Origin of the sequence: Streptomyces africanus (assembly GCF_030816955.1) — a bacterium.
GTDB classification, from domain to species: domain Bacteria; phylum Actinomycetota; class Actinomycetes; order Streptomycetales; family Streptomycetaceae; genus Streptomyces; species Streptomyces africanus.
Map to the genome: position 1 here is coordinate 6738569 of NZ_JAUSYP010000001.1, position 20885 is coordinate 6759453.

20 protein-coding genes are annotated in these 20885 nt (G+C 73.5%); 13 read left to right on the forward strand and 7 right to left on the reverse strand.

The features are described from left to right. Positions 1-5 precede the first annotated feature (5 nt). Positions 6-1496 (reverse strand): alpha/beta hydrolase, encoded by a 1491-nt coding sequence (locus QF034_RS31170; protein WP_307178022.1) that lies wholly within the window; start codon positions 1494-1496, stop codon positions 6-8. Positions 1497-1643: 147 nt separating this feature from the next. Between QF034_RS31170 and QF034_RS31175 the strand changes: the two genes are divergently transcribed. The 12 genes from QF034_RS31175 to QF034_RS31230 all read left to right on the forward strand — a co-directional run bounded on the left by QF034_RS31175 (position 1644) and on the right by QF034_RS31230 (position 14486). Continuing rightward, positions 1644-2900, forward strand: a complete 1257-nt coding sequence (locus QF034_RS31175; protein WP_307178023.1) for an ATP-grasp domain-containing protein — start codon at positions 1644-1646, stop codon at positions 2898-2900. Further along, positions 2897-3733, forward strand: a complete 837-nt coding sequence (locus QF034_RS31180; protein WP_307178024.1) for a Rossmann-like domain-containing protein — start codon at positions 2897-2899, stop codon at positions 3731-3733. The genes QF034_RS31175 and QF034_RS31180 overlap by 4 nt, the downstream gene beginning before the upstream one ends. After that, a complete protein-coding gene (locus QF034_RS31185; protein WP_307178025.1) occupies positions 3730-4818 on the forward strand; it encodes a PLP-dependent cysteine synthase family protein in 1089 nt (362 codons plus the stop codon). The genes QF034_RS31180 and QF034_RS31185 overlap by 4 nt, the downstream gene beginning before the upstream one ends. Then, positions 4815-5867: a mandelate racemase/muconate lactonizing enzyme family protein gene (locus QF034_RS31190; protein ID WP_307178026.1), complete on the forward strand. Its 1053-nt coding sequence runs from the start codon at positions 4815-4817 to the stop codon at positions 5865-5867. Before QF034_RS31185 ends, QF034_RS31190 begins: the two co-directional genes overlap by 4 nt. Further along, positions 5851-7089 (forward strand): MFS transporter, encoded by a 1239-nt coding sequence (locus QF034_RS31195; RefSeq protein WP_307178027.1) that lies wholly within the window; start codon positions 5851-5853, stop codon positions 7087-7089. The genes QF034_RS31190 and QF034_RS31195 overlap by 17 nt, the downstream gene beginning before the upstream one ends. Beyond that, positions 7086-7868 (forward strand): class I SAM-dependent DNA methyltransferase, encoded by a 783-nt coding sequence (locus tag QF034_RS31200; protein ID WP_307178028.1) that lies wholly within the window; start codon positions 7086-7088, stop codon positions 7866-7868. Before QF034_RS31195 ends, QF034_RS31200 begins: the two co-directional genes overlap by 4 nt. A gap of 15 nt (positions 7869-7883) precedes the next feature. Then, on the forward strand, positions 7884-9458 hold the full coding sequence (locus tag QF034_RS31205; protein WP_307178029.1) for an ABC transporter substrate-binding protein: 1575 nt from the start codon (positions 7884-7886) through the stop codon (positions 9456-9458). Further along, positions 9455-10414 (forward strand): ABC transporter permease, encoded by a 960-nt coding sequence (locus tag QF034_RS31210; protein WP_307178030.1) that lies wholly within the window; start codon positions 9455-9457, stop codon positions 10412-10414. Before QF034_RS31205 ends, QF034_RS31210 begins: the two co-directional genes overlap by 4 nt. Beyond that, a complete protein-coding gene (locus QF034_RS31215; protein ID WP_307178031.1) occupies positions 10411-11217 on the forward strand; it encodes an ABC transporter permease subunit in 807 nt (268 codons plus the stop codon). Before QF034_RS31210 ends, QF034_RS31215 begins: the two co-directional genes overlap by 4 nt. After that, on the forward strand, positions 11214-12776 hold the full coding sequence (locus tag QF034_RS31220) for an ABC transporter ATP-binding protein (protein WP_307178032.1): 1563 nt from the start codon (positions 11214-11216) through the stop codon (positions 12774-12776). The genes QF034_RS31215 and QF034_RS31220 overlap by 4 nt, the downstream gene beginning before the upstream one ends. 141 nt (positions 12777-12917) lie before the next feature. Beyond that, positions 12918-14204, forward strand: a complete 1287-nt coding sequence (locus QF034_RS31225) for an HVA1 family protein (RefSeq protein WP_370880881.1) — start codon at positions 12918-12920, stop codon at positions 14202-14204. 6 nt (positions 14205-14210) lie between these two features. Further along, on the forward strand, positions 14211-14486 hold the full coding sequence (locus QF034_RS31230; RefSeq protein ID WP_307178033.1) for a DUF3140 domain-containing protein: 276 nt from the start codon (positions 14211-14213) through the stop codon (positions 14484-14486). A gap of 12 nt (positions 14487-14498) precedes the next feature. On the opposite strand, the gene QF034_RS31235 is transcribed toward QF034_RS31230, so the two are convergent. The 5 genes from QF034_RS31235 to QF034_RS31255 form a co-directional block, all read right to left on the reverse strand. Next, entirely contained in the window at positions 14499-14669 is a 171-nt protein-coding gene (locus QF034_RS31235) for a hypothetical protein (protein WP_307178034.1), read from the reverse strand. Between the two features lie 204 nt (positions 14670-14873). After that, positions 14874-15098 (reverse strand): hypothetical protein, encoded by a 225-nt coding sequence (locus tag QF034_RS31240; RefSeq protein ID WP_307178035.1) that lies wholly within the window; start codon positions 15096-15098, stop codon positions 14874-14876. Positions 15099-15483: 385 nt separating this feature from the next. Beyond that, entirely contained in the window at positions 15484-16506 is a 1023-nt protein-coding gene (locus tag QF034_RS31245; protein ID WP_307178036.1) for a hemolysin family protein, read from the reverse strand. Next, positions 16503-17846: a hemolysin family protein gene (locus QF034_RS31250; protein WP_307178037.1), complete on the reverse strand. Its 1344-nt coding sequence runs from the start codon at positions 17844-17846 to the stop codon at positions 16503-16505. Before QF034_RS31250 ends, QF034_RS31245 begins: the two co-directional genes overlap by 4 nt. A 181-nt stretch (positions 17847-18027) precedes the next feature. Beyond that, on the reverse strand, positions 18028-18543 hold the full coding sequence (locus QF034_RS31255; RefSeq protein WP_307178038.1) for a MarR family winged helix-turn-helix transcriptional regulator: 516 nt from the start codon (positions 18541-18543) through the stop codon (positions 18028-18030). Positions 18544-18651: 108 nt separating this feature from the next. Between QF034_RS31255 and QF034_RS31260 the strand changes: the two genes are divergently transcribed. Then, positions 18652-19167, forward strand: a complete 516-nt coding sequence (locus QF034_RS31260) for a YceI family protein (protein WP_307178040.1) — start codon at positions 18652-18654, stop codon at positions 19165-19167. 18 nt (positions 19168-19185) lie between these two features. On the opposite strand, the gene QF034_RS31265 is transcribed toward QF034_RS31260, so the two are convergent. Then, the gene (locus QF034_RS31265) at positions 19186-20862 is read right to left on the reverse strand and encodes a hypothetical protein (protein WP_370880973.1); all 1677 of its coding nucleotides are present in this window, start codon (positions 20860-20862) and stop codon (positions 19186-19188) included. Positions 20863-20885 lie beyond the last annotated feature (23 nt).

Here is a 20885-nt window from a genome sequence, read left to right on the forward strand (position 1 = left end):
GCGCGCTACCGGGCCGTCGGCAGCCCGGGACCCGTGCAGCGCGCGTTCGCCGAGGGCACGTCTCCGCGCACCAGATAGGCCGCCACGGTGTCGTCCACGCACGTGTTGCCGCGGCTCGCGAACACGCCGTGGGAGTAGTCGTCGTCGAGGGTGACCAGGCGTGAGCCGGGCAGCAGGCGCTGGAGGCGGTGGGCGCCCTCGACCGGCGTGACGGGGTCGTGCGTGGAGGCGACGAGGAGGACCGGCGGCGCGTCCGGGCTGCCGAGCGGGGTGCGGTGGCCGGGCCGGTGGTGCCAGTAGGCGCAGGTGCTCGCCTCCATGCCCGTCAGCACCGGCTGCGGGTCGAGGCGGCGGGGGCGGCGGATGTCCGCGAGGACGTCGCGGGGGCCGGGGGCGGGCCCGTCGGCGCACTTGACGACGCGGTTGGCCGCCTCGTAGTTGCGGGAGCCGGGGCTGTCGAAGGCACTGTCCGGGCGCAGGCCGCCAAGGTCGCCGTCGGTCAACCGGCCGCGCAGCCCGTCCGCGAGGCCCGCCCAGCGTTCCGTGCGGCCCAGGGCGCGGTACACGGCCCGGTCGAACTCCGCCGGACCGAAGCCCGCCACCGGCCGCGCGGCGAGGTCCCGGCGCACGCGCAGATACGCGTCCCGCACCGCGGCCGGCGTCCCGCCCAGGCCGAAGCGCCCGGCGTGGGCGGCCGTCCATGCGAAGAAGGTGTCGCGCTGCCGCAGCAGGGCCCGGCTCTGGAGCACGTCGAAGTCGTACCAGTCGCCGGGGCCGACCACGCTGTCGAGCACCATCCGGTCGACGCGGTGCGGGAAGCGGGCGGTGTAGGCCGCGCCGAGGTAGCTGCCGTAGGAGACGCCGAGGAAGCTCGTCCGCGGTTCGCCGAGGGCCGCGCGTATCGCGTCCATGTCGTATGCCGTCTGCTCGGTGGACAGATACGGCAGCAGACGGCCCGCGTGCGTGGCGCAGTCGTCGGCCAGGGCGCGCAGGGACGCCAGGTACGCGCGCTCCGACCGGGCTCCGGCCGGTACCGGTTCGCTGCCCGGGCTGTCGAAGAGTCCGCCCATCGGGCCGCATGTGACGGGGGTGCTCTGTCCGACGCCACGCGGGTCGAAGCCGACCACGTCGTACGCCCGCCGCACGCTCTGAGGGAGTTTGGCCCGCTTGGTGACCGCGTAGGGCAGGCCGGAGCCGCCCGGGCCGCCCGGGTTGACCAGGAGGATGCCGCGCCGTTCGGCGGGGGTGCCCGAGGCGCGGACCCGGGAGACCGCCACCTCGATGTGCGGCCCCGACGGGCGGTGCCGGTCGAGCGGTACGGCGAGCCGCCCGCACTCGACGCGTTCCGGTGCGGCCGGCCGGGGGACGGAGTCGGGGCAGGCGGTGAAGCGGAGCGGGGAGGGTCGCCCGGCCGCCTGGACCGGTGCGGCGGGGAGCAGGGCGGTGGCGGCCGCGAGGGCGCACAGGAGTGCGGTGCGGCGTGCGGGACGGGTCAAGGGGGTCTCCAGAAGATATTCGCCCAACCAGGTGACAATGAAAATGATTATCGATAACGTCTTCGGCGGCAACACCCGGCGCCCTCCCTCCGGAGGGCTTGCCGGGCTGCCCGCACGCCTCGAACTCAAGTGGAAGAAAGGGGAGTTGTGGCTCATCTGTTGGTGGTCGAGAGCTGGGTCGGGTCCATGAGCAGACTGCTGCCGCGGGCGATCCGGGAGAACGGGCACGCGTTCACGTTCCTCACCCGCGACCTGCACCACTACCTGCGCTCCGCGCCGGAGGGGACGGCCCATCCGCTGCTGGGCGCCCGCAACGTCATCACCGCCGACACCAATGACATCGAGGCGCTGCTGCCCGAGGTCGAGCGGCTGCACGGGGTGCTCGCCTTCGACGGGGTCGTCACCTCCTGCGACTACTACCTGCCGACGGTGGCCCGGATCGCCGGGCGCCTGGGGCTGCCCGGCCCCGGGCCCGAGGCCGTGGAGAACGCCTGCCGCAAGGACGCCACCCGCCGCGTCCTCGACGACGCCGGGGTGCCGGGGCCGCGCTTCGCCGTGCGGGAGGAGTGGGCCGACATCGCCCGGGCCGCGCGGGACATCGGCTACCCGCTCGTCGTCAAGCCCGTCGACCTGTGCGCGGGCATGTACGTGCGCCGGGTGGACGACGAGGCCCAACTCGCCGCCGCCTGCCGGGACCTGGCCGACTTCCCGGTCAACGCCCGAGGACAGCGGCGAACGCCCGTCGTGCTGCTGGAGGAGATGCTGGACGGTCCCGAGGTCAGCGTCGAGACGGTGTCGCACGCGGGCGCGGTCCAGGTGGTGGGCGTGACCGACAAGAGCGTCGGCGGCGCACCCGCCTTCGTGGAGACCGGCCACATGTACCCCGCCGCTCTGCCGCCCGGCGACACCGAGGCCGCCGAACACACCGCCCTGGCCGCGCTCAAGGCCCTCGGCCTGACCGACGGGGTCGTGGCCCACACGGAGATCAAGCTGACCTCGGCCGGTCCGCGCGTGGTCGAGGTCAACCCCCGGCCCGCCGGGAACCGCATCACCGAACTCGTACGCCACGTCACCGGAATCGACCTCGCCGCCGCCTTCGTGGACGTCGCCCTGGGCCGCGCCCCCGACCTGCGGCGCGTCGACACCGGGCTGCGCAGCGCCGCGATCGGCTTCCTGGTGCCGGAGGCCTCGGGCACCCTCGAAGCGCTGGACGACAGCGGCGTACGGGACATCCCCGGTGTGCTGGAGACGCAACTCGCCTCGCCCGGCAAGGCCGTGAAGGCGGCGGGCAGCAACAACGAGTACCTGGGTCACGTGATGGCCGGCGACGCCGACGGTCTCGGGGCCCGCGAGCGCGTCGAGAGCCTGCTGGACGGGCTGCGCGCCGGGCTGGTGATCCGATGATCACCGCCACCCACGCGGTGTCGTACGACGACCTCGTGGACCGGGTGCGCGCGGGCGCGCTCGGGCCCGATCCGGCCACTCAGCGCATCGCCGTCGCCTTCACCACCCGGCAGGCCGTACGGCACGACGGGCGCGGCACCGGCTACCGCAACGAGGTGCTCAGCCTGCGCATGGCCGAGGCCGTCGGCTCCTGCGCCGTCGAGCCCGGGGCGCTGCCGGACAGCGCCGTCGAGGACTGCGTCGGCGCGGACGTGGCACGCCTGCTGGAGCACCCGCTGCCACCGGTGCGCGTGGCGGCCCTCGACGCCTACCTGATGCACGTCCTGCCGCACACTCCCGCCCAGGGGGCCAGGACCCTCCCGCTGGCCGCCGGGTCGTCGCTGGAGAAGTCCCGGGCCCGGGCGAAGGCCGTCGTCGACCTGCTGGACCTGCCGCCGGGCGCCACGGTGCTCGTCGTAGGCGTGGTCAACTCTCTTCTGGAAGCGCTGCGTTCGCGCGGCCTCCGCTACGTCCCCTGCGATCTGAAGGGCGGCGAGACCGAATGGGGCGAGCCGGTCGTCGACGACGCCCTCGCCGCCGCCGGCCGCTGTGACGCGCTGCTCGTCTCCGGCATGACCCTCGGCAACGGCACCTTCGAACCGCTGCGGCGGCACGCACTCGCGCACGGCAAGCAGCTGGTGATGTTCGCCCAGACCGGGAGCGCCGTCCTGCCCCGCCTCCTCGGACACGGCGTCAGCGCGGTGTGCGCGGAACCGTACCCGTTCTTCTGGCTCGACGGCGGTCCCGGCGTCCTGCACCGCTACGACGGCTCCTGCCCGGGAGGCGTGCGATGACCGCCACCGCGCTCCGGACGGCCGCGCGACCGGAACTGCTCGCCCTGCTCGGCCGCACCCCCCTGGCCCGTATCACCCCTGACCTGCCGGGCCCGCACCCCGGCTTCTGGGCCAAGCTCGAAGGGCTCGCGGCGGGCGGTATGAAGGCACGCGCCGCCGTGTCCATGCTGCTGGGCGCCCGCGAGCGCGGCGAACTGCTGCCCGGCGCCCCGGTCGTGGAGTCCACCTCCGGCACGCTCGGCATCGGCCTCGCCTTCGCCGGACAGGCCCTCGGCCATCCCGTCGTACTGGTCGGCGACAGCGAACTGGAGCCGTCCGTACGGCAGTTGCTGCGCGCCCACGGAGTGCGGCTGGAGGTCGTGGACCGGCCGGCACGGCAGGGAGGCTGGCAGGCCGCACGCCTCGCCCGGCTGCGGGACCTGCTCGCCGAACTGCCCGGCGCCTACTGGCCCGACCAGTACAACAACCCCGACAACACCGCCGGTTACGCCTCCCTGGCCGCCGAACTCGCCGTCCAGCTCGACCACCTCGACATCCTGGTGTGCAGCGTCGGCACCGGCGGCCACAGCGCCGGCATCATCGGACCGCTGCGCCGGCACTGGCCCGCCCTGCGGCTCATCGGCGTCGACGCCACCGGCTCCACCATCTTCGGCCAGCCCGCCCGGCCCCGGCTGATGCGCGGCCTGGGCAGCAGCATCCACCCGCGCAACGTCGCCTACGACGCCTTCGACGAGGTCCACTGGGTCGGCCCCGCCGAGGCCGTGGACAGCTGCCGCCGACTGGCACGCGGCGCTTTCGTCAGCGGCGGCTGGAGCACCGGCGCCGCCGCCCGGGTCGCCGCGTGGGCCGCCCGCGTCCACCCCGGGGCGGTCGTCGCCACCGTCTTCCCCGACGGCCCGCACCGCTACCTCGGCACGGTCTACGACGACGACTTCACCACCGCCCACGGCCTCGACCCGGCCACCGCCGCCACCCGGCCCGTCGAAATACCGCACCCGCACGCGGCGGAGGCCGCCGGCTGGGCCCGCTGCACCCGCGTCAGCGACCCGCTCACCGCCCCCGCCCTCCAGGAAGAGAGCCCGTGAAGTCCAGCCTGCGCACCGTACGCCTCGAACTCGCCGAGCCGCTGCGCATCTCCCGTTCCACCATGGCCGCACGCGACGCCGTGTGGCTGACCGTCGAGCACGGCGGGCTGCGCGGTCACGGCGAGGCCGTCACCAGCGTGTACTACGGACTTGACACCCAGACGCTCGTACGGCTGCTCACCGCCGTGGACCTGAGCCGCTTTCCCGATCCGGAGAGTGCTCTTCAGGCCCTGCGGGCGGGGGAGTCGCCTCTCGGTGACGTGCCGCCCGCGGTCACCGCCGCCGTGGAGTCGGCGCTGCTCGACCTGGCCGGCAAGCGCGCGGGCGTCCCCGTGTACCGCCTCCTCGGCGCCGCCGCACCGCCCGTTGCCGCCACCGCCCGCACCATCGGCATCACCCACCCCGGCCATGCGGCCGCCGAGGCCCGGCGGCTCACCGCGAGCGGTTTCGCGGTCCTCAAGGTCAAGGCGGGCGCCTCCGACCCCGAGGACGACATCGAGCGTGTTCGCGTCATCCGCGACGCCGCGCCCCGGGCCAGGCTGCTCCTCGACCCCAACGGCGCCTGGTCCGTGGCGCAGGCGAACGCCCTCCTGCCGCGCTTCGCCGACCTCGGCGTGGAGGCCGTCGAGCAGCCCGTCGCACCCGGCGACCCGGACGCCCTGGCCGCCCTCGCGGAACGCGCACCGCTGCCGGTCATCGCCGACGAGGACGCCGTCGGCCTGGACGACGTCCGCCGCCTCGCCGGACGGATCCACGGTGTCAACGTCAAGCTCGCCAAGTGCGGCGGCGTGTACGCGGCCCTGCGCATCGCCGAGGCCGTCGAGGGCAGCGGCACCGCCCTGATGCTGGGCTGCCTCACCGCCGGCAGTCTCGGCCTCGCCCCCGCCGTCCACCTGGCCGACCGGGCCCGCTGGGCCGACCTCGACGGGCACCTGCTGCTCGCCCACGACCCGTGGACCGGCATCGGCGGCACGGACGGCGTCGTACGCGCGAGCGACCGTCCCGGCCTGGGCGTCGAGGAGGTGGCGGTCCGTGCAGACGTGGCATGAGATGCGGCGCTTCCCCCTCGCCGTGCGGCTCCTGCTGGTCAACCAGCTCGGCGTCAATACCGGCTTCTACCTGCTCATCCCCTACCTCGCCACCCACCTCACGGACAACCTGGGCCTGTCGGCGGCGGTCGTCGGCATCGTCCTCGGCGTGCGCAACCTCAGCCAGCAGGGCCTGTTCATCATCGGCGGCTCCGCCTCCGACCGGCTGGGCGCGCGCGGCGTCATCATCGCCGGATGCGCCCTGCGCACCCTCGGGTTCGCGCTGTTCGCGCTCGGCGACGGGCTGGCGGTGCTGCTCGCCGCGTCCGTGCTCAGCGGAGTCGCCGGGGCCCTGTTCAACCCGGCCGTGCGGGCGTATCTCGCGCAGGAATCGGGGGAGCGCAAGGCGGAGGCGTTCGCGCTGTTCAACGTCTTCGCCACGACCGGCGCGCTCATCGGGCCGCTGCTGGGCAGCGTGCTGCTCCTCGTCGACTTCCGTACCTCCGCGCTGACCGCGGCCGGGATCTTCGCGGTGCTCACCGTGGCGCAGGCCCTCGTCCTGCCCGCGCGCAAGGCCGAGCCCAGCGGCAGCGGTGTCCTCGGGGACTGGCGGGAGGTGCTCGGCAACCGGGCGTTCCTGGCCTTCGCGCTCGCCATGGTCGGCATGTTCACCCTGGAGAACCAGCTGTATCTGCTGTTGCCGGACGGGGCGAGGGAAGCCACCGGCTGGGACGGGGCGGCGGGCATCGTCTTCCTCGTCGGCACGGTGGCCAACCTGACGCTGCAACTGAGGATCACCAGAAGCCTCAAGGCCCATGGCACCAGAGGGCGCTGGATCGCCCTCGGACTCACGGTGACGGGGCTGGCCTTCCTGCCGCCGGCCTTCCTGCCGGGCGTCGTGCCCGTCCTGGCCGGGGCGCTGCTGCTCTACGTCGGCCTCATGGTCGCCCAGCCGTTCGTGATGGAGCTGATCCCCGGCTTCGGCCGCCCCGAGCTGACCGGCACGTACTTCGGGATCTTCTACGTCGTCTCCGGCATCGCGGCGGCCGTCGGCAACGCAGCGGTCGGCTGGGCCATGGACACCGGCGACCGCACCGTCGCCGGATGGCTGCCCTGGGCGTGCTGCGCCTGCTTCGGCCTCGCCTCCGCGCTCGGTGTGGCCTGGCTGCACCGGCTCGGCGCGCTGCCCGCGAGCCCGGCGCCGGACGCCCCCGCTGCGGTGCGGGAGAGGAGCAAGGCGTGACGAGCGGCAACCTCCTCACCGACACCCCCGCCCTGTACGAGGCTCGTTTCCCCGACACCGAGCGCCTGGCCGCACGGTGGACGCAGGACTGCCTGCGCCGCCACGGCGCCGGGCCGCGCGTCCTGGACATGGGCTGCGGCACGGGCCGCGACGCCGCCGCCCTGCACGCGGCCGGCCGGACCGTGACCGGGGCCGACCTCTCCGAGGCGATGCTCACCCACGCCCGCAAGCACCATCCCGGTCCCGCGTACGTCCGGGCCGACCTGCGCGGCTTCGACCTCGGCTCCTTCGACGCCGTCGTGTGCCTGGACAGCTCCCTGCTGTACTGCCACACCAACGACCAGCTCGACGGCTTCCTCGCCTCCTGCCGCAAGGCGCTCACGCTGGGCGGCCTGCTGGTCGCGGAGATGCGCAACGGCGCGTACTTCCTGGGCCGCACCGACCTGCTCCACCGGTCCGCCGTCGCCGAGTTCACCTGGCAGGGCAGGACCTACCGGTCCACCACCACGCTGACGGTGGACCGTACGGCCCAGCTCCTGCGCCGTACCCGCGTCTGGACCACCGGCGACGGATCCCCGCCCGTCGAACAGCGCTCCGCCTGGCGGCTGCTGTTCCCGCAGGAGCTGCGGCACTTCCTCGCCGTGCACGGCTTCGACGTGCTCGAACTCCACGACGGCCCCGGCCCGCGCACCGAACCCCCGTGGCGGCAGGGCCGGTTGCCCGGCACCACCACGGACGCCGACCGGCTGCACGTCGTCGCGCGCCTCCGCTCCCTCTGAACCGAAGGACCAGTCATGAACGACGAACGTTTCCCCGGCCTGCGCCGCCGCGGCTTCCTCGCCGCCGGCACCGGCGCAGCGGCCCTCGCCCTCGCAGGCTGCGGTGGCGGCACCGACGGCACAGCGGACGGCGGCAGCGGCGGAACGCCGAAGCGCGGCGGACGGCTGCGCGCCGCCTTCGCCGGAGGCGGGGCCGGCGAGACCCTCGACCCGCACCTGGCCAACCTGTTCGCCGACGTCGCCCGCGCCAAGGCCCTCTACGACAAGCTCGCCGACTACGGCGCCGACCTCTCCGCCCAGCCCCGCCTCGCCGCGAAGTGGGAGCCGAACAAGTCTCTCGACCGCTGGCAGGTCACCCTGCGAGAGGCCACCTTCCACGACGGCAGCCGGGTCACCGCCAAGGACGTCCTCTACAGCTACCGCCGCATCGCCGACCCCCAGCAGGCGTTCCGCGCCAAGGCGTCTCTGGAGCCCATCGACCTCGACGCCAGCCGCGCCACCGGCGAGCGGACCGTCGAGTTCGTCCTCAAGCGCCCCACGGCCGAATTCCCCAATGTGCTCGCCGCGTTCGGGGCGTACATCGTCCCCGAGAACGCCACCGGCACCGACTTCGACAAGAAGCCGATCGGCTCCGGCCCCTTCCGCTTCGTCTCCTTCGCGCCCGGCCGCTCCGCCGTCTTCCGCCGCCACGAGGACTACTGGGACGGCGCCCCGCACCTCGACGAGCTCGAGTTCGTCGTCGCCAACGAGGAATCCGCGCGCGTCAACGCCATCCTCGCCGGCCAGGTCGAGTACGCCCACGAGCTCAACCCCACCACCGCCCGTGCCCACGAGGGCCGGGGCCAGATCGAGATCGTCCGGCTGCGGGGCAGCGCCATGCAGGCGTTCTGCATGAAGACCGACCGGCCGCCCTTCGACGACAAGCGGGTGCGCGAGGCGTTCTTCCTCATCGCCGACCGGAAGGAACTCGTCGACGGAGCCGTGTCCGGCGCCGGCGAGGTCGGCAACGACCTGTTCGGCAAGGGCTACGAGTACTACGCCGACGGCCTGCCGCAGCGCGAGCAGGACCTCGACCGCGCCCGCGCCCTGCTGAAGCGGGCCGGTGCCGAGAAGCTGAAGGTCACCCTGGACACCTCGGCCGTCGCCGCCGGTTTCACCGAGGCCGCGAGCATCTTCCGCGACCAGGCCGCCAAGGCCGGTGTCACCATCGACGTGAAGATGGGCAGCAAGGACTCCTACTGGAGCGACATCCTCGACGGCGGCACCCTGTGCTGCTACCGCTCCGGCGCCATGCCCATCGAGGCGCACATCTCCCAGCGGCTGCTCACCGACTCCACCACCAACGCCACCAAGTGGCAGCACAAGGATTTCGACGCCCTCTACCAGCAGGCGCAGTCCACCCGCGACAAGACCGAGCGGGCCGCCGTCTACCAGCGGATGCAGCGCCGCCTGTACGCCGAGGGCGGCTTCCTGATCTGGGGCTTCGCCGACTGGATCCTCGGAACGGCCCGCAAGGTCAGGGGAGTCGAGACCAAAGCCCCCGCCAACACCCTCGACTGGGCCCGCTTCGACAAGGTGTGGCTGGCGTGAAGCAGAGCGGTCTGCGCTCGTTCGTCGCCCGGCGGCTGCTTCTGGGAGCCGTGCAGACCGTGGCCGTCGTGCTGCTGGTCTTCGCGCTCACCGAGGCGCTGCCGGGCGACGCCGCGGTGGCCCTCGCGGGCGACCAGCCCGACCCCGCGCGCATCGCCGCGATCCGCGCGGCCATGGATCTGGACCGGCCCGCGTACGAACGTCTCGCGGACTGGGCGACCGGCCTGCTGCACGGCGACTTCGGCACCTCCCTCACCTCCGGCCGCCCGGTGGCCCGGTACATCGCCGACGGGTTCGGCCCGAGCCTGCTGCTGGCCGCGCTCACCCTGGCCCTGCTCGTCCCGCTCGGCTTCGGTCTCGGCGTGCTCGCCGCCCGCCACGAGGGGCGGCTGACCGACCGGCTGGTCAGCTCCGTGACCCTCGCCGTGTACGCGGTCCCCGAGTTCGCCCTCGGGGTGCTGCTGGTCACGGTGTTCGCGCTGAAACTGGCCTGGCTGCCGCCGACCGCGGTGGGCCACGGCACGGACCTGCTCGCCCACCCGGCCGTGCTCGTCCTCCCGGTGCTGGTCCTGCTGTCCCGGCCGGTGTGCTCCCTGTCCCGTCTGGTCCGCGCCGGCATGGTCGACGCGCTCGCCTCGCCGTACGCCGCCCACGCCCGCCGCTACGGCGTCCCCGGCGCCCGCGTCCGCTACGCCCACGCGCTGCCGAACGCCCTCGCCCCGGCCGTCCAGCAACTCGCCCGCACCGTCGACTGGCTGCTGTGCGGGGTCATCGTCGTGGAGGCGCTGTTCGTGATCCCCGGCCTCGGGACGGTCCTCCTCAACGCCGTCGCCGAGCGGGACGTGCCGGTGGTGCAGGGGCTGGCCGTGGTGTTCGGCGTGCTGACCGTCGTACTGAATCTGGGCGCGGACGTGGTGGCGTACCGGCTCACGCCCCGGGCGGGGGTGGCGGCGTGACAGCCACGCGCCGGTTCCTCCTCGGCCTCGCGATCGTCGCCGTCCCGCTGCTCCTGGCCCTCCTGGGCCCCCTGTTCGCCGGTGCACCCGGGCCCCGCGCCCCCTCCTTCACCCTCGGCGACGGCCACTGGCTCGGCACCGACTTCGTGGGCCGGGACGTCTGGCGGCAGGTGCTGCACGGCGGCCGTACGGTCGTGCTGACCGCGCTCGCCGCGACGGCCCTCGCCTACCTGGTCGCGCTGCCGGTCGGACTTCTCAGCGCGGTGACCCACGCACGGCGGCTGGAGGAGCTGCTGATGCGGCCGCTCGACGTCCTGCTCGCCGTACCGTCGCTGCTGCTCGTCCTGCTGGTGGCGTCCGTGTTCTCGCCGGGTGCCCCCGGGCTCGCGCTGCTCGTCGCGCTGGTGAACGTGCCCGACGCCGCCCGGATCGTACGGGCCGCGGCGGCCGAGGCGGCGGCCCGGCCCGCGGTGGAGGCGCTGCGCATGCAGGGCGAGACATGGTGGCGTGTCGCCGTCGGCTACGTCGGCCGCTCGGCCCTGCGCACCCTGGCCGCCGACGCCGGCATCCGGCTGACCGGCGTGCTGTACCTGGTGTCGACGGCCGCGTTCCTCGGCGTGGGAGTCGCCCCGGACGCCGCCGACTGGGCGGTCATGGTCGACCGCAACCGCACCGGGCTCTTCGTACAGCCCTGGGCCGTGGTCGTCCCCGCGCTGCTGATCGTCGCCCTGACGACGGGCACGAACCTGCTCTTCGACGCCGCCCTGGAGAAGAGCCCGAGAACGAAGGGACGGCGGCTGTGACCGAAACGGACCTGCCCCCGACGCCGGAGCCCGTGGCCGAGATCCGCGACCTGCGCGTCGAGATCGACGGCCGCGCGATCGTCGACGGAGTCCGCCTGCGCGTGCTCCCCGGCCGTGTGACCGCCCTGGTCGGCGCCTCCGGCAGCGGCAAGACCACCACCGGCCTGGCGCTGCTGGGGGAGCACCCGGCCGGTGCCCGGGTCACCGGGGAGGTGCGCCGGTCCGCGGACGGCCCGGTCGGGTACGTGCCGCAGCATCCCGCCGCCGTCCTCAACCCGGCCCGCCGCGTCAGCGCCCTGCTCGACGACATCGCCCGCCCCCGGGTACGCCACCTGCCCCGCCGCGAACGCCGCAGCGCGGCCCGCGAACTGGTCCTGCGGGCCCTGTCCGACGCCCAACTCCCCGACGCCGAAGCCCTGCTGCGCCGCCATCCGCACCAGCTCTCCGGTGGTCAGCAGCAACGCGTCGTGCTCGCCCAGGCGCTGCTGCTCGGCGCCCGCGTCATCGTCGCCGACGAACCCACCACCGGCCAGGACGCGCTCACCAAGAGCCGGATCGTCGACCAGCTCGCGGCGGTCGCGGCCCGCGGCATCGCGGTCGTCCTGCTCAGCCATGACCTGGACGTCGTCCGTGCCCTCGCCGACGAGGTCCTCGTCCTGCGCGCGGGACGGGTCGTGGAGTCGGGGCCCGCGGCGCGGCTGTGGGCGGCGCCCCGCCACGCGTGGACCCGCCGGCTGCTCGACTCACAGCGGGCGGCACCACTGGACGGGCCGAGCGGCGACGCCCGGCCACCCGCCCTGGAGGTACGGGACCTGACCGCCGTGCACGGCCGCGGGAACACCGTCCTGCGCGTCCCGCACCTCGCGCTCCACCCCGGCGCATGCCTGGCCGTCGTCGGCCGCTCCGGCAGCGGCAAGACCACGCTCGCCCGCTGCCTCGCCGGCCTCCACCGCGACCGGGACGGCGACATCCTGCTCGACGGCGCCCCGCTCCCGCGCAGCCTGCGCCACCGCAGCCGCGCCCAACTCGCCGCCGTGCAGTACGTCTTCCAGGACGCCCGCGCCGCCTTCGACGAGCACCGGCCCGTCCTGTACCAGGTGGCCCGTACGGCGGTACGGCTGCGGGGTGCCGGCGAACGGGCGGCGACCGACGAGGCGTCGGCCACCCTGGACCGCCTCGGCCTGCCGGCGGAACTGGCGCTCCGCCGCCCCGGCGAACTCTCCGGCGGCGAACTCCAGCGCGCCGCCCTCGCCCGCGCCCTCCTCGCCCACCCCCGCGTCCTGGTCTGCGACGAGATCACCTCCGGCCTCGACACCGTCACCCGCCGGGACATCCTCGACCTGCTCACCGGCCTGGTCCGCGACCGCGACGACCTCGCCCTCGTGCTCATCACCCACGACCTGGACGCGGCCGCGGTCGCCCACCGCGTCGCCGTGGTGGACGCCGGAGAGATCGTCGAACAGGGCCCGTCCCGACGGGTCCTGACCGAGCCACGGCACCCCTTCACCGTCTCCCTCACGGAGACGATCGCCCGTCTGGACACGTATACCCGGGCATGAACCGAAGCGAGTCACTTCCGTTACGAGTTGAACCCTGGCACGGCCCTGTGATTAGGGTGCGGGCGATGTTCTGCGCAGACCCCACCCCCTTATCCCGCGTAAGACGAGGCACAGCCGCTTCGAGCTTCCTCGGGAGGGCCCGTGAGTGACACAGTGACCACGGCCCGGCCGGTGGCCGAGGAGACCGGGGCGTCGCGGGGGACGGAACAGGGCGTGGCGGCCCGCCCGGCGCGGCAGCGGGACGCGTTCTTCGACAACGCCAAGTACCTCGCGATCGTGCTGGTGGCCGTGGGGCACGCCTGGGAGCCACTGCGCCCCGGCAGCAGAATCGTCACCGCCCTGTACATGCTCGTCTACGCCTTCCACATGCCGGCGTTCATCATCATCTCCGGCTACTTCTCGCGCACCTTCGACGGCAGCCCGGCCCGCCTCAAGCGCCTGGTCACCGGTGTCGTCGTCCCGTACGTGGTGTTCGAGACGGCGTACACCCTGTTCACCCGGTGGACCAGCCAGGACCCCGACCGCCCGGTCAGCCTGCTGGACCCGCTGTATCTGACCTGGTTCCTGGCGGCGTTGTTCGTCTGGCGGCTGACGACGCCGCTGTGGCGGCATGTGCGGTGGCCGCTGCCGACGGCCCTCGTCATCGCGATGCTGGCCACGCTCTCGCCGTCCATCGGCCACGACCTCGACCTCCAGCGCACCCTGCAGTTCCTGCCGTACTTCGTGCTCGGCCTGCTGCTGCGGCCGGAGCACTTCCGGCTGGTGCGCCGGCGCGCGGTGCGGATCCTCGCCGTGCCGGTGGCCGTCTGTGCGCTGGGCGTGGCGTACTGGGCGGTGCCGCGGATGGACTACGCCTGGTTCTTCCACGCCGACAGCGCCCCGGAACTGGGCGTCCCCCTCTGGTACGGGCCCCTGATGACCCTCGCCGCCTTCGGCTGCTCCCTCGTCCTGGTCGGCTGCTTCCTCGCCTGGGTGCCCGGGCGCCGGACCTGGTTCACCGTGCTGGGCACCGGCACCCTGTCCGGCTATCTGCTGCACGGCTTCGCCGCGCAGGCCGCGAAGCACTGGGGCTGGTACGAGCCGGCCTGGGTCCGCGGGCCCGCCGGTGTGATCGCCGCCACGCTGGTGGCCGCCCTGGTGATGACCGCGCTGTGCACACCCACCGTCCGGCGCACCTTCCGCTGGGTCACGGAACCCGGGATGGCGTGGGCCTTCGGCACCCCTGGCCCGCGCTGTCCGTCGAGCTGCGCCCTGACCGCTCAGCCCGCAGGCCGGAGAGAACAGCACACCTCTCCACGAGGGAGCACCGGCATGGCGAAGGGCCGCACGGTCGACGCCTCGCCGGACGACCCGCAGTACGAGGTGCGCAGCGACAAGTCCGGCAGGACCGCGGTGCACAAACCGTCCGCGCTCAAGAAGAAGAAGTGAGGCGGCGTGGACGGCGTTGAGCGCGAAGAGACCTGGAGCGACTCGCAGAGCGCCGGTCAGCACCAGGACGGGGGCGAGTCCACCGGACACGCCTCCGGCCGACGGATCATGGCGATCCTGCGGGCCGAGAAGGGCGACCTCACGGACGACGACTACCAGCACATGCGCAAGGTCGTCGGCTATGTCCGCCGCCACCTGGCCCAGCGGCCCTCCGGGGACGTACGGGACTCACGGTGGCGGCACTCCCTGATGAACTGGGGACACGACCCGCTCGGCGGATGACGGCCCCCGGGATCAGGGCGCGCCGGTCTCGTGCGGGGTCGCGGCGACGCCGTTCAGGGCCTGCGTCATCTGGTGCTGCGTCTCCTCGGCGACGACGCGAGCCTCCTCGACGACGTCACCGCGTTCGCGTATGAGGCTTTCGTAGATCGGCAGTTCTTCGTTCCGGGGCGAGTCGGGTTTCACAGGGTTGTCCTAACGCTTTACAGCCGGGTCTGAGGGGCCCGTGTAAGTCTGCGCCATGCCGTGCCGGGGTGTTACCCACCCCCGTGGTGTCCAGAATTCCGTCACGAGCTTCGCGAATTCCCCATCTTTGCGACCGTGGGAAAACACCCGGGCACGGCGAAGGGCCCCGGGAATGGTGTCCCGGGGCCCCTTACGCGGTTGTCGTCAGAGCGACGTCGTGTGAACGCCCGCGCTGCCGCCGGCCGCGGCGCCCTCCGTCGACAGGGCCCCCTGGAGGTCGGCGCAGACGCCCGCGGTCAGGGGCTCGACCAGGCCGCCGGAGAGGCTGCCCACGAGGCCCACGGAGGCGCCGCCCGCCATACCGCCGGAGACGTTGTCCAGGTCGGCGTCGGAGAGCTCGGCGCTGTCGACCTGAGGGGTGAGGTTCATGGGGTGTTTCCCTTCACGTGAATGTCTTGCAATGGCGGCGCGCGTGGGGGGTCGCCGGATTCAGAATCGAGATTCCGCGCCGACGGCTCCGCCGTGCGCAGGATCAAAGCATCCCGCGGAGCAGACGGCCAACCGCTCGACGACTTCGAAGCGGACGCTGCGGCGACCGCCTTCACCGACATGATCACGGGGGCACCGAAATGTGCCCACTCCTTCACACATCCCGTCGTCCTGCGGCACGTACGGGTATTGCGCCCCGAATTCCGAAGCGGGCACTTCGGTCCCAAGTCCCCGCGCCATGTCAGGGACTCGGCGCCCGGCCTGCCGTTCCACGGCGTCCTTGCGAACGGTGTGCAGATTGGCTGGAGGTTCGGATTCCGCTTCGTCAGGCCGCCGCGGCCGGCTGCATCAGCCGGGCCAGCAGATCGTCCAGGGTGACCAGGCCGGTGAGCCGGCCCGCGGGGTCACGGACCACGGCCAGGGAGGACCGGCGGCGGCGCAGCACCTCGATCGCGTCGGCGACCGTGGTGTCCTCCGTCAGCTCGGGCACCGGGCGGGCCAGTTCCCGGGCGGTCGTGGCCCGTCCCCGGGCCCGGGCGACCAGGGCGTCACGGGCGTGGACCGAGCCGAGGACGGTGCCGTTCTCGCGGACCAGCAGCCGGGTGCGGTCGTGCGCGGCGGCCAGTCGCAGCAGTGCCTCGACGTCCGTGCCGCCCTCGACCCAGGTGATCTCCGCGGCCGGGATCCACAGCGCCGCCACCGGCGTCTCGGGCTCGGTCAGCGAGCGGGTCAGCAGCTCCGAGTCGGTCGCGCTGATCAGGCCCAGCCGCTCGGACTCCGCCACCAGGTGCGTCAGCTGCTCCCGGTTGTGCACCGAGGCCAGCTCGTCGCGCGGGGCCACCCGGCACAGTCGTACCAGCGCGTTGCTCACGGCGTTGAGCAGCCGGATCAGCGGCCGTACGGCCCGCACCACGGCCCGGAACGGCGGGGAGAGCAGCATCGCCGAACGCTCGGGGTGGGCGATCGCCCACGACTTGGGGGCCATCTCACCGACCACCATGTGCAGGAACACCACCACGACCATCGCCACGGCGAACGCCACGCCGTAGCTCACGGCACTGGGCAGGCCCAGGGTGTGCAGCAGCGGGTCGAGCTCGTGCGAGATCGCCGGCTTGGACACCGAGCCCAGGCCCAGCGTGCACACGGTGATGCCCAGCTGGGCGCCGGCCAGCATCAGCGACAGCTCGCGCATACCGTCCAGGGCCGCCCCGGCGCCGCGCCGCCCCTCGGCCGCCGCCTTCTCCATGCGGTGCCGCTTGGCGGCGACCAGCGCGAACTCGGCCGCCACGAAGAAGCCGCTGCCGATCAGCAGCAGCCCGGTCACGAAGACCGCCATCGGGAAACTCACGCCATCTCCTCGGCTTCCACGGCCTGCACGACCGGGCTGATCCGGACCCGGTCGGCCACGTGCCGGTCGAGCGTGCGGACGTCGATCACGGCACGGGCGCCGTCGGGCAGCTCGACCGTGACCCGGTCGCCGACCGTCGGGAAGCGGCCGAGCCGGTCCACGACCAGGCCGGCCACGGTGTCGTAGTCGTCGTCCTCCGGCAGCCGGACACCGGTGGCCTCGGCCACCTCGTCCAGCCGGCGGCCGGCGTCCACCAGCCAGCCGTCGCCGTCCGCGACGGCGAGCACGGTGACCCGGTCGGACTCGTCGGCGATGTCGCCGACCAGCTCCTCGGCGATGTCCTCGTACGTGACGATGCCCGCCACGCCGCCGTGCTCGTCGAGGACGACCGCGAACTCGTCGTCCTGCTCCCGCATCCGCGTCACCGCGTCCGGCAGGCCGAGGGTGTCCGGCAGCAGCAGCGGCCGCCGGGCCACCTCACCGGCACGCGCGCCGGAGAGGCGCGCGGCGGGCAGCGCCGTCAGCTCGCGCACGCCCAGCACGCCCACGATGTCGTCCGGGTGGTCGCCGAGGACGGGGTAGTTGGAGTGGCCGTGCTCGGCGATCAGACCGACCGCCTCGTCGGCGCCGGCGTCCGTGCGGACGAAGACGGCGTCGGCGCGCGGCACCATCACCTCGTCGAGGGTCCGCTCGGAGAACTCCAGCGCGTGGTCCAGGAGCGCGGCGGTGTCCTTGGGCAGGGCGCCCCGCTCGTGCGACTCGCCGATCAGATGACCCAGCTCCTCCAGCGTGGCGCCGTGATGCAGCTCCTCGACCGGCTCGATGCCGGCCTTGCGCAGCAGCTTGTTCGCCGCGCTGTCGAAGACGCGTACGACAGGGCCCACGACCTTCAGATACGCCAGAGTCGACGGGGCCAGCGCCTTCGCCAGCCGCTCCGGCACGGCGATCGCGAGGTTCTTCGGGGCCAGCTCGCCCAGCACCATCTGCACGACCGTGGCCAGGACGAAGGCCAGCGTCACGGAGACACCGCTCACGGCCGCGTCGGGCAGACCGAGCCCGGACAGGGCGGGCCTGAGCAGCGCGGACACCGAGGGCTCGGCGATGAAGCCGACGACCAGGCCGGTGACGGTGATGCCGAGCTGCGCGCCCGACAGCATGAACGACAGCCGCTCCAGCACCCGCAGGGCGCGGGCGGCCTTCTTGTCCCCGGCTTCGGCCTCACGCGCGAGCGTGAGCCGGTCCGCGGAGACGTAGGCGAACTCCTGGGCGACGAAGTAGCCGGTGCCGGCGGTCAGCACGAACACGGCGAGCAGGCCCAGCAGGGCGTTCACGGCACTCATCGAACACCATCCCGCCGTGTGCCGCGATCATTGATGTCGTGGCGGGATGGTCGGGGACTGTGCCCCGGGGGGTCCGTCGGTCTGGCGGACAAGAAGTGGCTCCTCATGTGTGGTGTGTATCGGGGTCAACGTTCGTCGTCGCACCCGTGTTCCCGGATTCTACGGCGCTGTAGAGAACGCCTCAGTCCGTGCGGGACGCCGTGCGGGGCTCCTCGGCGAGGTCCGGCACCAGCGCGCGCAGCGCTTCCCGCTGGTCCGGGCCGATGAAGCGGGCGAGGGACTGCGTCACCGTCCCGGCGAGCGGGCCGGCGGCCTCGGTCAGGAGGCGGCGGGCCTTGTCGGTGAGGGTGACCTCGACACCGCGCTTGTCGCCGCACACCGATCTGCGGGTGACGAGGCCGGCGTGCTGGAGGCAGGCGATCTGGTAGGTGAGGCGGGTCTTCGGGCGGCCCAGGAGCTCCGCGACGCGCGTCATGCGCAGGCCGCCCTCGGGCTGCTCCGCGAGCAGGCACAGGATCAGGAACTCGTCGTGCGAGACGTCCAGCTTCTCCTTCACGGCCGAGCGCAGCCGCTGCTCCACCGCCCCGGTCGCGGCGAGCACCAGCATCCAGGCGCGCAGCTCGGCCGGCAGCAGCCCGCTGCCCTCGGCGAACGGGCATTCAGGCAGGTCGGCGGGGTGCTCCTGGGGGTCGGCCATGCATCCAGCCTACCTGTTGTCCAAATTTGAAACAGGGGGTTGTTCAATTTTGGACGAGCGGCTAGCGTGCAGTCATCCAAATTTGAACGATCAGAGTGGAGAAGGATCATGACCGTCGCCGTGGAAACCGGACTGTGGCAGCTCGACACGACCGCCTCGACCGTCGGCATCCGGCACAAGACCATGTGGGGCCTGGTCACCGTGAAGGGCACCTTCGGCGCGATCGGCGGCTCGGGCGAGGTCCGGCCCGACGGGTCCGCCGTCGGCACCCTGACCTTCGAGGTCGCCTCCCTCGACACCAAGAACGCCAAGCGCGACACCCACCTGAGGTCCGCCGACTTCTTCGACGCCGACCACCACCCCGAGATCACCTTCGTGGCCCGCAGCGCCGAGCTGCGCGACGGCGACCAGGTGCACGTCGTCGGCCAGCTCACCGTGCGCGGCGTCAGCAGGCCGCTGTCCCTCACCGCCCGCCTGACGGACGGGAACGCCACGGGGCTCACGCTGGAGACGGAGTTCACCGTGGACCGGGACCAGTTCGGCATGGGCTGGAACCAACTGGGCATGATCCGCGGCCGGACCACGGTCACCGCCGGCCTGCGCTTCGTCCGGACCACCGGCTGACACGGCCCCCGAGCGGCGTCAGTGCGACCGGCGCACCGCGTCCTGCACATCCGCGCTCGACAGGGTCTGCGGCGACGCCGTGAACGCGCGCAGGCGGATCCGGGCACCCGGCCGGGGCAGGGTGAACCGGCCCGAGGGCGGCCGGAGTTCATACCGGGCGGTGGCATGCGCGGGCAGGGTGCCCGGGCCCCGGACGATCCGCCAGTACGGGTCCATGCCCTGGCCCATGGTCAGGGTGAAGTGCGGGGCGAGGGCCGTGTCGTCCGTGTTGGTGACCTGGAGGGCGAGGCGGGAGACGGTCGCCGCGGTGGGACGTCGGGCCGCGACGACCCGCATGCGCAGGGGCGGCGTGCCCGTCGCCGCCACGGCAGCGCCGACCGGCGCGGGCAGGAGCAGCAGCGCCGCCAGGGCGATCCGGGCCGGGCGGCGCCGCGGCCCGGACAGCAGGCGCAGGCGGGGCTGCCATGCCCCGGCGAACGCCGACGCGGGAGCGGTGACGGCCGCCGCCAGCCACAGCGGCGTCATCAACAGGTAGTAGCCGTCCTGTGAGCGGGTCGCCAGATAGAAGGCGCACCAGGGCAGGACGGTCGCGGCCGGCCCCAGCCGCCGTACGAACAGCACGAACAGCACGAGCAGGCCGGCGAGCAGCAGCAGGCTCGCACGGGAGTACCAGTCGAGCCGGTCGCTGCCGTTCGTCAGGTACAGCGAGATGTCGACCACGCCCTGCCCGTGCAGCACCGCGCCCTGCGTCAGCGGCAGGGCGATCCCCGTCAGCCAGGGGCCCGGCTCGCTGACGACGAAGTAGGTATTGATCAGCAGCCACAGGGTCGCCGCGGCCCCGGCGAACCGCAGCACCACCAGCGCCGCGGCCCGGCCGCCCAGCTCGCCGCGCCGCACGGCGTAGAGCCCGGCCAGCAGGAACGGCGCCAGGAACCAGGGGAGTTGCTGTGCCGCGCAGGCCGCCCCCAGACACGCGGCCCGCGCCAGACCGGCGGCCCCGAGCCGCCCGCCCGCACCGATGCGCGGCCAGCGCACCACCACCGGCACCAGCAGGGCCAGGGCCACGATCGCCGGGTAGCCGAGCCGCCCGTACGACGGCAGCATCCCGAAGCCCAGGCACACCATGGTCGCCGCCGACCGCCACGGCGCCGGCAGCATCCGCCACAGCGCCACCGTGCCGGCGACCAGCGCGCCCGTGCTCACCGCCGTCGCCGGAGCACCGCCGTGCCCCAGCCACAGCAGCGGCACGGCCAGCAGCGGGGCCAGCGGCGGATAGCCGTAGGTGAGGTCGTAGCCGCCGGTCACCGTCGGCGTGAGGGCCACGCCGTGGCCGAAGAGCCAGGGCCACGCCTGCCCGTACACCGAGTGCCCCGCGGCCGCTTCCCGCGCCGCCTGTGTGGTGAGCAGCGCCTCGTCGGAGCCGTGGTGGAGCGTGATCCACGCGCACAGGGCGAGTGTCACGCCCGTCACCAGCACGCACAGGTCCACCCGCGCCAGCGACCGCTCCCGGCGGACGGTCAGGGCCAGCACCCCGCACGCCAGGATCGAGGCGTAGCAGACCGAGATCACCGCGGCCACGGCCGGCCGGTGACCGGCCGCCGTCGCCCACACCGCACGGGTGCCGATCAGCAGACTGATGTCGGCGAGCAGGGTCAGGACGCGGTGCCACTGGGCCGGGGGCGGCGGCACGGCCACCGCCGACTGCGTGCGCGAGCCGG